This window comes from Pseudovibrio sp. Ad13 (assembly GCF_001623225.1).
In the GTDB taxonomy this organism is placed as follows: Bacteria; Pseudomonadota; Alphaproteobacteria; order Rhizobiales; family Stappiaceae; genus Pseudovibrio.
In genome coordinates this window covers 264,615-276,718 of the sequence record NZ_LMCC01000017.1, presented here as the reverse complement: position 1 = coordinate 276,718, position 12,104 = coordinate 264,615, and the positions used below count along the sequence as shown (strand labels likewise).

Annotated in this window: 14 protein-coding genes; 11 read left to right on the top strand and 3 right to left on the bottom strand. The window is 51.8% G+C overall.

Annotated elements, in window-relative coordinates:
* Window positions 1-48: 48 nt before the first annotated feature.
* Both PsAD13_RS20920 and PsAD13_RS20915 read right to left on the bottom strand, forming a co-directional pair.
* Window positions 49-1,071: a P1 family peptidase gene (locus tag PsAD13_RS20920; RefSeq protein ID WP_063312152.1), complete on the bottom strand. Its 1,023-nt coding sequence runs from the start codon at window positions 1,069-1,071 to the stop codon at window positions 49-51.
* 190 nt (window positions 1,072-1,261) lie between these two features.
* Window positions 1,262-1,711: a flavin reductase gene (locus PsAD13_RS20915; RefSeq protein ID WP_244272559.1), complete on the bottom strand. Its 450-nt coding sequence runs from the start codon at window positions 1,709-1,711 to the stop codon at window positions 1,262-1,264.
* Between the two features lie 715 nt (window positions 1,712-2,426).
* Between PsAD13_RS20915 and PsAD13_RS20910 the strand changes: the two genes are divergently transcribed.
* The 11 genes from PsAD13_RS20910 to PsAD13_RS20860 all read left to right on the top strand — a co-directional run bounded on the left by PsAD13_RS20910 (window position 2,427) and on the right by PsAD13_RS20860 (window position 11,217).
* Window positions 2,427-3,362 carry a branched-chain amino acid ABC transporter permease gene (locus PsAD13_RS20910; RefSeq protein WP_057462563.1) on the top strand — a complete coding sequence of 312 codons (936 nt, stop codon included), beginning with the start codon at window positions 2,427-2,429 and terminating at the stop codon, window positions 3,360-3,362.
* Complete coding sequence (gene livM, locus PsAD13_RS20905; protein WP_063298015.1) at window positions 3,362-4,696, top strand: high-affinity branched-chain amino acid ABC transporter permease LivM; 1,335 nt, start codon at window positions 3,362-3,364, stop codon at window positions 4,694-4,696. Before PsAD13_RS20910 ends, livM begins: the two co-directional genes overlap by 1 nt.
* Window positions 4,693-5,541 carry an ABC transporter ATP-binding protein gene (locus PsAD13_RS20900; protein WP_057462561.1) on the top strand — a complete coding sequence of 283 codons (849 nt, stop codon included), beginning with the start codon at window positions 4,693-4,695 and terminating at the stop codon, window positions 5,539-5,541. Before livM ends, PsAD13_RS20900 begins: the two co-directional genes overlap by 4 nt.
* Window positions 5,538-6,269 carry an ABC transporter ATP-binding protein gene (locus PsAD13_RS20895; RefSeq protein ID WP_057462560.1) on the top strand — a complete coding sequence of 244 codons (732 nt, stop codon included), beginning with the start codon at window positions 5,538-5,540 and terminating at the stop codon, window positions 6,267-6,269. Before PsAD13_RS20900 ends, PsAD13_RS20895 begins: the two co-directional genes overlap by 4 nt.
* A gap of 12 nt (window positions 6,270-6,281) precedes the next feature.
* Window positions 6,282-6,641 carry a DUF6867 family protein gene (locus PsAD13_RS20890; RefSeq protein ID WP_057462559.1) on the top strand — a complete coding sequence of 120 codons (360 nt, stop codon included), beginning with the start codon at window positions 6,282-6,284 and terminating at the stop codon, window positions 6,639-6,641.
* 205 nt (window positions 6,642-6,846) lie between these two features.
* On the top strand, window positions 6,847-7,947 hold the full coding sequence (locus tag PsAD13_RS20885) for a branched-chain amino acid ABC transporter substrate-binding protein (RefSeq protein WP_057462558.1): 1,101 nt from the start codon (window positions 6,847-6,849) through the stop codon (window positions 7,945-7,947).
* A 185-nt stretch (window positions 7,948-8,132) separates the two neighbouring features.
* Entirely contained in the window at window positions 8,133-8,618 is a 486-nt protein-coding gene (locus tag PsAD13_RS20880) for a lysozyme inhibitor LprI family protein (protein ID WP_063303493.1), read from the top strand.
* A gap of 6 nt (window positions 8,619-8,624) precedes the next feature.
* Window positions 8,625-9,179, top strand: coding sequence for a hypothetical protein (locus PsAD13_RS20875; RefSeq protein WP_063289560.1), 555 nt, complete (start codon window positions 8,625-8,627; stop codon window positions 9,177-9,179).
* A gap of 156 nt (window positions 9,180-9,335) precedes the next feature.
* Window positions 9,336-9,806, top strand: coding sequence for an SRPBCC family protein (locus PsAD13_RS20870; protein ID WP_208986844.1), 471 nt, complete (start codon window positions 9,336-9,338; stop codon window positions 9,804-9,806).
* 311 nt (window positions 9,807-10,117) lie between these two features.
* On the top strand, window positions 10,118-10,561 hold the full coding sequence (locus PsAD13_RS20865; RefSeq protein ID WP_063319354.1) for an AprI/Inh family metalloprotease inhibitor: 444 nt from the start codon (window positions 10,118-10,120) through the stop codon (window positions 10,559-10,561).
* Between the two features lie 50 nt (window positions 10,562-10,611).
* Complete coding sequence (locus PsAD13_RS20860) at window positions 10,612-11,217, top strand: AprI/Inh family metalloprotease inhibitor (RefSeq protein WP_063319353.1); 606 nt, start codon at window positions 10,612-10,614, stop codon at window positions 11,215-11,217.
* Between the two features lie 11 nt (window positions 11,218-11,228).
* On the opposite strand, the gene PsAD13_RS20855 is transcribed toward PsAD13_RS20860, so the two are convergent.
* The gene (locus PsAD13_RS20855; protein ID WP_063319352.1) at window positions 11,229-12,086 is read right to left on the bottom strand and encodes a LysR family transcriptional regulator; all 858 of its coding nucleotides are present in this window, start codon (window positions 12,084-12,086) and stop codon (window positions 11,229-11,231) included.
* Between the last annotated feature and the right edge of the window lie 18 nt (window positions 12,087-12,104).

Below are 12,104 nucleotides of genomic sequence, written 5' to 3'. Positions count from 1 at the left end.
TATGTGGATCGTTACCTTAACGGAAATAGCGGAATAGGGAATTCAAATCTACCGTGATCGATGCTGGTTTTTCCATGTTGGTACAGTATCACCCGGGTACTCTTGTGCGCAGTACACGCCGCGCGCGATGGCACGGGAGACTGTCTGAGCAGCGTATGCACCCAGTTCCAGCAGCTCGACCATCGGCTCCTGCATTTTTCGTTTGCCGGTAGAAATCACGAAGAGCAGATCGCCGTCCATTGGTGTGTGTGCTGGCCATAGGGCGCGGGCGTAGCCGTCGTGGGCGGCTGTGGCAATCCGTTTGGCTTCTGATTTGGTTAATATCAGGTCAGTTGCGACAACGCCGATGGTGGTGTTTGTGTTCGGGGATAAGTCGATTGTGCCGAGCGTGAACTTGGTTTGCACGGTGCGGTCCATACCTGACATTTCGGTTGGCCAGCCCAGTCCGCCGAATTCTTCGTTCTGTTCGCTTGGAGCTGCCCAGAAGTAGGGCGTGTCGCCAATTGTGGTGCGGCCCAGTGCGTTGACGGCGATCAGCGCGCCGACGGTGCCGCCGCGAGGGAGGGCGAGGGAGGCTGAGCCCAGTCCGCCTTTCAGATCAGCGGTGGTTGCTCCGAAGCCTGCGCCTGCGGTGCCGAGTTCGAATTCGTCGGCTGCATTGTCGACGGCCTCAATGCCCATTTCACGATAGACTGGATTTCTGCCCCACGATTTATCCCCTCCGTTGAGAAGATCGAATAGAATGGCTGTGGGGGTAATTGGAATGACAGCACTGCCAACACTGAAACCTTTGCCGAGTTCTGCCAGTCGAACCTGCGCACCGCTGCCTGCATCCAGCCCGAATGCAGAGCCGCCTGACAAAACGAGCGCATCAATGGCATTGACGGTTTGCTCCGGCTCCAGCAAGGCAACGTCGCGTGTGCCGGGGGCGCCGCCCATGATGGCGACGGAGGCAACGGCTTGTTCGTCGGGAATGAGAACGGTGACACCTGATTTGGTCTTTTCGCAATGAGCATTGCCGACCTTCAATCCCGGAACATCGGTGATCAGGTTGCGCGGTGTTGGGGACATGGTGTTTCCCTAATTTATTATCAAAACGTACAGGAAGTGCCTTAGCGATGAAAAAATCGCAGGGACACTCTAACTAATTGTCTTTATGCATATCTTGGTTTGAAAATCTGTAGGCCCTTTCGGGCAAAGATATGTCCGAAGTCCCTGTTTCAAGATAAATCTATTCCAAAAACTGAAATAGGGAACACCCTTAGACTGAATGGTAATTTCGGTCGAGGTAGATCAGAGCGGGTGCAAATTCACCCAGACGTGCAGCGACCACTTCACCAAATAGAACTGAATGGGTGCCGACTTCTGTTACTTCTTTGATATGACAATCGAAACTGACACGTGCACTTTCCAGAACTGGACTTCCTGTTGCCAGGGTGCCCCAGCTTCCTTTTGCGAAGCGCTCTTCCATTGGCAAGTCGCCCTGGCCAGCGAAGACGTTCGACAAGTCTGTATGATCATGAATGAGTGTGTTGATACAGAAAACGCCGTTGTCTTTGACTACCTGATTCACCTTTGCGCTGCGGTTGAGGCAGACAAGCAAGGTGGCGGGATCGTCAGAGACGGAACACACAGATGAAACGGTTGCGCCAATGCGCCCAGCAGGGCCAGCACTGGCCAGCAAATGAACGGAAGCGCCTAAACGACTCATTGCCTCTCTAAATTCATGCGAGGCGAGACTTTTATTCGTATTTTCAGTTGGCGCCATGGTTAAAGCTGTCGTCATCCAGTTCGTTCCAAGATATTCCCACAGGTATGATCTGTGTTTCACACTGTACAATATTCATTAGTACTTTTCAGTCGCACAATAACGACAGGTATTTGAAATAGAGTAGTTATAGCCATTTGCTGAGAAAAGCTAGTTCTACTGCGAAAAACTGATTAATATACCAGAGGCTATGTTCTGGTTTTAAGGGTGCGTTTTGCTGTTCTGGAATTTTCATTAAAAATAGAAGGCTCAGCAGAGTCTCCACGCGCGGGCGAATGGGAAATCTTCAAAAAATCCTGGGTACCATCTTGCAGTTTTTGTCTGGATATGGTCAGTATACATTATCTGTGATATATTACAGAACAAGAAAGAGGCTTTCTACGGATGAGCAAAATTCACGTATGGGTTGTGGTGCTCTGGTCTCAGAGTCTGTCCTAGTGGATTGTCGGGAGTAGGAATAAGTCTAGATTTTGGATTGTATGAAATAAAAATGCGCCTGACGCGTATAAAGAATAGGAAAATTCCAAAATACGGACTTATAAGTATGGGTAATATACTTACAGGTCAGCTTACCATAAAATATTCGGGGTCTGAATTCGGAGGCATTCAGACTGGACAGCAACTAAAAGCTGATCTCATGCGGGGAACAAAATAAAACATGGATTACTTTCTCCAACAACTTATCAATGGTGTGACGCTTGGGTCCATTTATGGTCTCATCGCCATTGGCTATACAATGGTCTATGGCATTATCGGCATGATTAACTTCGCCCATGGCGATATCTTCATGGTCGGATCTTTCGTAGCCCTTATTCTAATTGTTGCACTTGGCATTACAGCCGCTACACCGGTGCTTCTTTTGATTTTGGCTCTGGCCCTCGTTCTTGTTGTGGCCATGGCTTTGACTGCTGTTTGGGGGTGGACAGTAGAGCGCATTGCCTATCGGCCTTTGCGCGGATCATTCCGTCTTGCACCGCTGATTACTGCAATTGGTGCATCAATTGCTCTTCAGAACTTCGTGCAGGTTTCTCAAGGCGCCAAGAACAAGCCATTGCAACCTCTCTTTTCCGGCAGCTTTCAGCTGACTGATGGTGGTGCAGATGGTTCTGGCTTTATCGTAAACCTGTCTTACATCCAGATTCTGATTGTTGTGACGACGGTCATTTTGATGGGTGGCTTCACTTATCTCATCAACAACACCAATCTGGGCCGCTCTCAGCGTGCTTGTGAGCAGGACCGGAAGATGGCGTCCTTGCTGGGTGTGAATGTTGACCGCACAATCTCTCTTACCTTTGTGATGGGTGCGTCTCTGGCTTCGGTCGCAGGTCTGATGTTCCTGCTGTATTACGGTGTGGTAGATTTTTACATCGGCTTCCTGGCTGGTGTGAAGGCCTTTACCGCTGCGGTTCTGGGAGGAATCGGATCGCTGCCGGGTGCAATGCTGGGTGGATTGCTGATCGGGCTTATCGAGACGTTCTGGTCTGGCTACTTCTCCGTTGAGTACAAAGATGTTGCCGCGTTTTCGATCCTGGCGATTGTTCTGATCTTTATGCCGGAAGGACTTCTCGGCCAACCTGAGGTGGAGAAGGTCTGATGCAAGCAAGAAAAAAAGACAGCTTGCTTGTTGCAAGTGTAAAAGACAGTTTGGGTGCTGCGGTTATTACGTTCGCCCTTGCCTGTGTCATGGTTGGTTTGCGCGTTGATGTGGCGTCTGGCCGCGGTGCGGAGCTGTTTCTGGAACACCGCTGGTTAGCGGTTGCAGTTGCAGTGCTCGTTGTGTTCGCTGGCCGTCTCGCCATGAACATCTTCTTCTGGAAACGGGAAGACCCGCCGTCTCTCAACCTTTCTGGCCTATTGCCAAAGGGTGGAATGGGGGGGGGGTCCTCTAATGTGCTTAAATATGGCCTGGTCGTTTTGGCTGTTGCGCTTCCATTTGCGTTGATGTTCTGGCTTGGTGCCCGTGGGTCGCGTCAGTATATTGACCTGGCCATTCTGGTGATGACCTATGTGATGTTGGGCTGGGGCCTGAACATTGTGGTTGGTCTGGCTGGATTGCTGGATCTGGGCTATGTGGCGTTTTATGCGGTTGGAGCTTACTCCTATGCATTGCTCGCGCATTACTTCGGTTTCTCCTTCTGGCTCTGTCTGCCACTCGCCGGTATTCTGGCAGCGTTCTGGGGTGTCATTCTCGGTTTCCCGGTTCTGAGGCTTCGAGGGGACTATCTTGCCATTGTGACGCTTGCGTTTGGTGAGATTATTCGTGTTGTGCTGCTGAACTGGTATCAGTTTACAGGCGGGCCAGATGGTCTTTCCGGTATTCCGCGACCAAGCTTTTTCGGGTTGGAATTTACCCGTGGTGAAGATGGTTTTGCAAGCTTCTTTGGTCTGGATTACAGCAGTATTCATCGCATCATCTTCCTGTACTACCTCATCTTCGCAATGGCCTTGTTCACGAACTTCGTGACCATGCGCTTGCGCCGGATGCCGATTGGTCGTGCATGGGAAGCTTTGCGTGAAGATGAGATTGCTTGTCGGGCACTGGGTATCAACACAACGAATACCAAACTGACAGCCTTTGCTCTTGGTGCGATGTTCGCTGGCTTTGCAGGGTCTTTCTTTGCAACGCGTCAGGGCTTCATCTCTCCTGAGAGTTTCACCTTCCTTGAATCCGCGATCATTCTTGCGATTGTGGTTTTGGGTGGTCTTGGCTCACAGATTGGCGTGGTGATTGCAGCGATTGTGATGATCGGTGGCTTTGAATTCTTCCGCGAGTTTGAAGAATACCGCATGCTTGTCTTCGGTATGATCATGGTGGTTATCATGGTTTGGAAACCGCGTGGATTGATCTCAAGCAGAACGCCAAGTGTGGCGCTTTCCAGAAACGCTAAGGGCATCTCTGCCGATCTCGTTCAGGAGGGCCACGGATGAGCACCTGGGACAACAACCCTGTTCTGAAGGTTGAGCACCTGACCATGCGCTTCGGCGGATTGACGGCGATCAACGACCTGAGCTTCAACATTGGGCGTGGTGACATCACTGCGCTGATCGGGCCGAACGGTGCGGGTAAAACCACAGTGTTTAACTGCATCACCGGTTTTTATAAGCCGACTGAAGGCCGTCTTGTCATGAACCGCTCCAATGGTGAAAAGCATCTTTTGGAACGGATGGCAGACTTCAAAATTACGGCGGACGCGAAAGTTGCCCGTACGTTCCAGAACATCCGTCTGTTTGGCGGTATGACTATTCTGGAAAACCTGATGGTGGCACAGCACAATCCGCTGATGGTTGCTTCCAACTGGACCATTGGTGGTCTGCTGGGGCTTGGTGGTTACAAAAAGTCCAATGTGGACGCGATTGAAACTGCCAAGTACTGGCTGGAGCGCATTGATCTGATTGATCGTGCAGATGCGCCTGCGGCTGATCTTTCCTACGGCGATCAGCGCCGGTTGGAGATTGCCCGTGCCATGTGTACCGGCCCTGAACTTCTTTGTCTGGACGAACCAGCTGCTGGTTTGAACCCGAAAGAAAGTCTGGAGCTGAACAATCTGCTTCAATACATCCGCAAAGAGCATGACACTTCGGTTGTTCTGATCGAGCACGACATGTCTGTTGTTATGGAAATCTCTGACCACGTTGTGGTGCTGGATTACGGCGTGAAGATTTCTGATGGCTCTCCTGAGTTCGTCAAAAACGATCCGCATGTGATCGCGGCGTATCTGGGGGTTGAGGATGATGAAGTCGATCAGGTTGAAGAGGAGGTGGGCATAGCATGAACGCTCAACAACCACTCCTGAGCATTCGCGGAGTTAAAACCTTCTACGGCAAGATTCAGGCACTGCATGGTGTTGATCTTGATGTATATGAAGGTGAGATCGTGACGCTGATTGGTGCGAACGGTGCAGGGAAGTCTACCTTGATGATGACCGTTTGCGGCACGCCGCAGGCTCGTAACGGGTCTGTGACGTATTGCGGTGAGGACATCACCTACAAGCCAACCTACGAGATTATGCGCACCGGTATTGCTCAGTCACCAGAAGGTCGCCGTATCTTCCCACGTATGACGGTTTTAGAGAACCTGATGATGGGCGGTATGGTTGCCGGGAATGAGCATTTTGAGGAAGACCTGCGCCGTGCGTTTGAGCTGTTTCCGCGTTTGAAAGAACGTCAGCAGCAGCGCGGCGGGACTTTGTCGGGCGGTGAACAGCAGATGCTGGCGATTGCCCGTGCCTTGATGAGCCGTCCGCGTCTTTTGTTGCTGGATGAACCGTCTCTGGGGCTTGCTCCGATCATCGTGTCGCAGATTTTTGATGCGATCCGTGAGCTGAACCGGGCCGATGGTCTGACCGTGTTCCTTGTTGAGCAGAATGCGTATCACGCACTCAAGCTGGCTCATCGGGGCTACGTGATGGTCAACGGCACAATCACCATGACCGGCACTGGTAAGGAGCTTTTGTCTCGTGAAGAGGTGAAGGCAGCTTATCTTGAAGGCGGCGCGCACTAAGGAGGCGAAGAGATGGGTATTCTTTACGGCAGCTCGATGCCTGCCTTTATCATGCTGGTTGTTGTGTTAGGCGGTCTGGCTGCTGCTGCGACGGGGCGCTCTATTGCGACCACGTGGCGGCCATTGCCGATCCTGTTCTGGTTCATCTTCCTGTTGTCATTGGCCATGCGATTCTTGTCGTTTGCGTTGTTTGAAGAGCCTCTGCTTTCCATTCAGTACCTGGTGGTGGATTACGCCATTCTCATCGGCATTGCGCTGGCGAGTTATCGCATGACACGGACTAAGCAGATGGTGACGCAGTACAGCTGGCTTTATGACAAAACAGGTCCCTTTGGCTGGAAGCTGAAGCCGGGCCAGCAAGATAATTACTAATTCGCAAAATTACTTAGATAATTGTTGCGCATTCGGTCAGTTCTGGGTCACACTGGTGACTGGCTAGGCATCCAGATGATGAGTACGGAGAGGTCTCATTGTCGGAAGCATTGAGCAGGCGAGGGGTTTGCCTGCTCTGGTGGGAGACGATTGCGTTTCCCGCTCAATTTCAATTGAGAAATGCACCTGACTCGGGGAGTTTTTTATGAAAAAGTATCTTTTGGCAAGCGTTGCCGGTGTTGCTGCTATGGCAATCTCTGGCGCGGCTATGGCTGAAATCACTATTGCTACTGCAGGCCCAATGACTGGTCAGTACGCATCGTTTGGTGCACAGATGAAAGCTGGTGCTGAACAGGCTGTTGCTGACATCAATGCTGCTGGCGGTGTGAACGGCGAGATGCTTGTTTTGGAAGTTGGCGATGATGCATGTGACCCTAAGCAGGCTGTTGCTGTTGCCAACCAGATGGTTGGTAAGAACGTAGCCTTCATGGCTGGTCACTTCTGCTCCGGTTCTTCCATCCCAGCTTCTCAGGTATATGCTGAAGAGGGTATCATCCAGATCACTCCAGCATCCACCAACCCGAAGTACACTGACGAGCGTCCAGGTCCTGGTACCTACCGTGTGTGTGGTCGTGATGACCAGCAGGGCAGAGTTGCCGGCACGACGCTTGCGACTGAGTTCGGCGGTCAGAACATTGCTGTGATCCACGACAAGACTGCTTACGGTAAAGGTCTTGCTGACGCGACTAAGGCTGTGATGAACGCTGCTGGTAAGCAGGAAGCGCTTTATGAAGCTTATACCGCTGGTGAAAAAGATTACACCGCGCTGGTTTCCAAGTTGAAGTCTGAAAAAGTCGACGTTCTTTACGTTGGTGGTTACCACACTGAAGCTGGTCTGATGAAGCGTCAGATGGTTGATCAGGGCATGGACACCATTCTGGTTTCCGGTGATGCTCTTGTGACTGATGAGTATTGGTCTATCACTGGCCCAGCTGGTGAAGGCACACTGATGACCTTCCCGCCGGACCCACGTAACAACGCTGAAGCTGCTGCTGTTGTGGCTGCTCTTGAGGCTGCTGGCAAAACCACTGAAGGTTACGCACTTTACACCTATGCTGCGATCCAGACATGGGCGAAAGCTGCGGCTGAAGCTGGTTCTACCGACTATGATGCAGTTGTAGAGAAGCTGAACGCTGGCAAGTTCGACACCGTTCTTGGTGAGCTGTCCTTCAACGAGAAGGGCGATGTGTCTCTGCCAGGTTACGTTTGGTACGAGTGGAAAGACGGTTCCTACGGTTACCGCTAAGATTTAAAGCCTGAGTTTATTCAGGTTTTGTGAGGGTTCCGGGGCGATGCTCCGGGACCCTTTTTTGTTGGAGTTTAGGGAGGTTGGAAGAGCGCTATTAAGGTTGAATGCGCTCTGTTCTTATTGGCTACGTTGGGCTTAAGGTTCCACGCGTACACTGGCGCCTTGTTTATTGAAGGTGCCCAATGATCATTCGATGTTTGGTGTTGATTGGATTTCTTTGTTCTTCTGGCGCTGCTGCCGCGCAGGGGCCTAACACGCCGCGACCTGAAGAAATCAAGGAGTTTCATGAGTGCCTGCGAAAAGGGGGGCTTGTGTTTAACGACAGAGTTCAGTGCATTGGAAAGGTCTTTGAACATTGCGCCATGAAGTTGCAGGACCAGACCAGCATGGGTATGCGGGAATGCTACTCGCGCGAAACAGCCCTTTGGGAAAAGATGATTTTGAATTCTGAGAAGGAGTTGAGGCGGAATGAGAACAAGCCCACCAAGACCGCGCTTGTTGAAGCTGGTCGGAACTGGAAGGCCTTTCGCAACAACACCTGCAATATTCCGTATGCCATGAACCCGAAGGGAACACTTGCTCCCGTTCTGGGCATGGAATGCTACAACCGTTTAACCGCGCTTTGGGCGCTACAGCTTTCTGAATTTGCGACACCATTAGGGAACTAGGACCATATGAGATTATGGGTATGTGTGATTGTCTTTTCAGTTTTTGGGGTTGGCTCCGTAGAGGCGGCCCAGCAGGTTGACCTGCCGCTTTGTAAAGCAGGGGATGGCAAGACGCCTGTCCCGCGTTGGGAGGTGACTGCAATGCCTGTTGACGTGCCTGCCGGCGAAGAGGCGAGGCCGTTTGCTTACAGTGTCACCGCTCCACCACCTGCCTATCATGGTCTGATGGGGCATCTAAGGGTGAAGCTGGGCAATCTGGATGAACAGTATTGTTCTGCTTTGCGCGAGGAGCTTACCCAGATCAAGACCAGTACCGGGCAGTCTACACCACTGGTTATCGAATGGTTGGTTGATGACAATGGCCCGCAGGACGCAGTGCGCTCTCTGGACTTTTACGAGCTGCCTGAGTTTGTGCAGGATGGATGCTGGCTGGATGGTGTCTATCAATTTGTTGCGCTTGGCCACTCAGGTGTAGAAGCCGACCAATACATGCTGAATCTGGTGCCTCTTGAGGCAATCCAGGAATCCGGATCCTTTTGTCGCCCTGTTCAGGAAGGGTGATCCGCCTTTCAGTCCTGTGCAACTTCCCTAAAGCGTACTTGCGTTTATCGGAGCCCATTTTCGCCTATTTTTACTCGTGAACCGGGTTTCCCTTTTGAGAAAAGCGAGTAGGATTGGTTATTGCTTACGCAAGGGCATAAAGGGGCTGTGAGCCAGATGATTACCCATGACACGATAGAGATCAGTGCTGTGCTGGAGGCATCTGCTGCGGATGTGTTCTCAGCATGGGAAGAGCCGAAGGCCCGGATGGTGTGGGGAGTGCCTTCCGATGACGAAGCCATTGAGTTTCTTGAAAATGATTTTCGTGTTGGTGGCCTAGATATTCATCAGTGCGGTCAAAAGGGCGATTTACGGTTTCGCGTTGAGACACGCTATCATGATATCAGAGCTCCGGATTGCTTGCTGTTTACAGAGCTGGTTTCAACCAGTGATATGCTGTTGAGCGTCTCTTTGATCGCTGTTGTCATGGAAGAACAAGGAGGTGCTACCGAGCTTCGCGTGACCATACAGGTGACGTCGATGGTCGGCGCGGATATGATTGAAGCAACGCGCGGAGGATGGCAGGCTTCTCTGGCTCAGCTGGCGGGGTATCTGGAGAGCTCAAAGCGCGAAAACTCGGAGGCGTGATTGCCTCAGGAAGATGTTTTCTGTGGCCCTGCCAACGAAGGGTGACGCCTGTTCGCAGTATAGTGCTGTACCCTCTTTGTAATTATCTGAAATGCAGTATGTATTCATAGTGTTGACTGCTGTGATGCGTATGAGGAACTCACTTTAATAGTGAATACTTCAGAGTTAGCCCTGTTCAAATCACCTTCAGATTTACTAGGTTAAATTATCAATTTAATTCAATTTTTCTATATTGGGAAAATTGGTGGAGTGGGTGCAGGCAGCAAGTGTGGGGCGTTTGAGTGCTTGTCTGTGCATGATCAGGGGTATTCATGCGGTTCAAAACCTTCATTATTTCAATAGGTTTTGCAGTGGCAGGCTGTGTGCCGAACTATGTCGGCGAAACTCCTGATCTCACCGAGGCGGCGGTTAAAAATTCTAACGCAAAACCAACCGTTGTGAGTGCTCAGAAAACGGCTGAAGAGCTGGTGACTGTTGTAGTGCTAGCAGGCAAATGGTCTGTGATGCGCGGTGAGGGGCAAAACCCGTGCGCACTCCAACTGAAAACAGCACAGTTTGGTGGAAATTATGCAGCAAGTTCTGTGTGTTCCGGTACGCCAAATGTATGGGCGTGGAATGTGAGGCAGGACGCTCTGGTTCTGTTCGATCACAGAAATGAAGTGATCGCATCCTTTCATGAAAGCGGGAATGGCCGCTGGGAGGAAGCGCAAGAGGGTGGGGCCCCTGCGCTTGGTCTTGTTCGCCTGGGAAACTGACAAGACGATAGATTACAGAGATTTGGGGCGTATTCTTTGGGGGGAATGAAATGAAGAGGTTTATTGTTGTCGGGAGTCTGCTAGCGCTTGCAGGTTGCCAAAGTGCCGGGGGAGGTGCTGGACCCTATGCTGCGCCTACGCCTGCTGCGCAACCGCCTGCCAATGCTGCTTCCAACCAGAGTGTTGTCGCGCAGGAACAGACCACACAAAGTAATATGGAAACTAAGGCAGATGGTACTGTTGTCACAAAGACGACAAGCAGTTCAGCTCAGGCGACTGTTGATCCAGGTACTGCGACGGCGTTTCTGGCTGGTGTGGTTGCAGCCGCAGCTCTTGGAAAGAAAGAGGAACGCAGTTCGCAGCCTATTGTGCAGGTGAAGGATATGGTTGGCGGCTGGACCGTTTATCTGACCTCTGATGAGCGTGTCTGTGAACTGACACTCGGTACAGAACCTAAGGATAATGGCTACTCTGCCAGTTTCAATCACTGCATGGATGGGGATCTGTTCTTTGTGTCCAACTGGCGCATGAAAGGGCAAGAGCTTGTTTTGTTTGACAACTTCTCCCGCGCCAAAGGCAGTATGCGCATGACAGAATGGAACCGCTGGGAAGGCCAACTGGCAAGCAACAGCAAACCAATCACCATCGCGCGATAGATGAGCGAGGCTTAACCCGGCATTGCGCTTTTGAGGGCAGTGGTGAGTGCGGTGACCGCTTCGTTCGGTTTTCCGCTGCGAACTCTTGTATGCAGCATGATTGGCAAGGCGGGCAGGTCAGGCAGGCCGAGCTTTTCTCCCACATCAATTGCGCCAATTGGCAGCATACGGCGAGCGAGAGCTGCTACGCCCAACCCGGCCATCACGGCGGCTGATACAGCAGTGACGCCGCCGCCAACGAAGACCTCTCTCCATGGAATATCGGCCTGATCGAGCAGCTGTCCGGCCATGATGCGCACGCCGCAGGGTTCCGGCATGGTGGCAACGGGTAGGGGCTCGTTGGCGCGAGGCTGCCAGTCTTGCGACGCAAACCAGCCGAACTTCTCATTTGCGATCAGCTTGCCATCTTCTCTGCTTTCGTGCTGGCGCACAATCACTGTGTCGAGTTCCTGCCGGTCAAAGCTTTTTAGCAGGTCGCCTGAGGAGCCAATCCGTATTTCAATCAGGAGTTCTGGATCCTGTACGTTCATGCGGGCGATCAGCATTGGAAGTTCTGGCCCTGCAACATGATCACTGATGCCGATGGTCAATCGCTGACGGGCATTGGTGAGGGCGGCCAGTGCATGGTCGTGTTGTTTTAAAAGTTCCCGCGCATGTTCCAGAAACGTCACGCCTTGTGCAGACAGCTGCACGTAGCGAGGGGTTCGCTCTATGAGCTGGCAACCTAACCGCTTCTCCAGCCGTTTCAGCTTCAGGCTTGCAGTTGATTGGGTCGTCTGCATGGCCTCAGCAGCCTGAGTGAAGCTGCCAAGTTCTGCAATTTTAACAAATGTGCGCACTGCGTCGAGATCAAGCGGGCGATCAGTCATTTAAAACTTCAATTTCTG

Bases quoted from the DNA above. Each gene is read 5' to 3' on its own strand.
- livM (WP_063298015.1), top strand. From the start codon at position 3,362: ATGCAAGCAAGAAAAAAAGACAGCTTGCTTGTTGCAAGTGTAAAAGAC.
- PsAD13_RS20870 (WP_208986844.1), top strand. From the start codon at position 9,336: ATGATTACCCATGACACGATAGAGATCAGTGCTGTGCTGGAGGCATCT.
- PsAD13_RS20920 (WP_063312152.1), bottom strand. From the start codon at position 1,071: ATGTCCCCAACACCGCGCAACCTGATCACCGATGTTCCGGGATTGAAG.
- PsAD13_RS20880 (WP_063303493.1), top strand. From the start codon at position 8,133: ATGATCATTCGATGTTTGGTGTTGATTGGATTTCTTTGTTCTTCTGGC.
- PsAD13_RS20865 (WP_063319354.1), top strand. From the start codon at position 10,118: ATGCGGTTCAAAACCTTCATTATTTCAATAGGTTTTGCAGTGGCAGGC.
- PsAD13_RS20895 (WP_057462560.1), top strand. From the start codon at position 5,538: ATGAACGCTCAACAACCACTCCTGAGCATTCGCGGAGTTAAAACCTTC.
- PsAD13_RS20875 (WP_063289560.1), top strand. From the start codon at position 8,625: ATGAGATTATGGGTATGTGTGATTGTCTTTTCAGTTTTTGGGGTTGGC.
- PsAD13_RS20885 (WP_057462558.1), top strand. From the start codon at position 6,847: ATGAAAAAGTATCTTTTGGCAAGCGTTGCCGGTGTTGCTGCTATGGCA.
- PsAD13_RS20900 (WP_057462561.1), top strand. From the start codon at position 4,693: ATGAGCACCTGGGACAACAACCCTGTTCTGAAGGTTGAGCACCTGACC.
- PsAD13_RS20915 (WP_244272559.1), bottom strand. From the start codon at position 1,711: ATGAGTCGTTTAGGCGCTTCCGTTCATTTGCTGGCCAGTGCTGGCCCT.
- PsAD13_RS20910 (WP_057462563.1), top strand. From the start codon at position 2,427: ATGGATTACTTTCTCCAACAACTTATCAATGGTGTGACGCTTGGGTCC.
- PsAD13_RS20860 (WP_063319353.1), top strand. From the start codon at position 10,612: ATGAAGAGGTTTATTGTTGTCGGGAGTCTGCTAGCGCTTGCAGGTTGC.
- PsAD13_RS20890 (WP_057462559.1), top strand. From the start codon at position 6,282: ATGGGTATTCTTTACGGCAGCTCGATGCCTGCCTTTATCATGCTGGTT.
- PsAD13_RS20855 (WP_063319352.1), bottom strand. From the start codon at position 12,086: ATGACTGATCGCCCGCTTGATCTCGACGCAGTGCGCACATTTGTTAAA.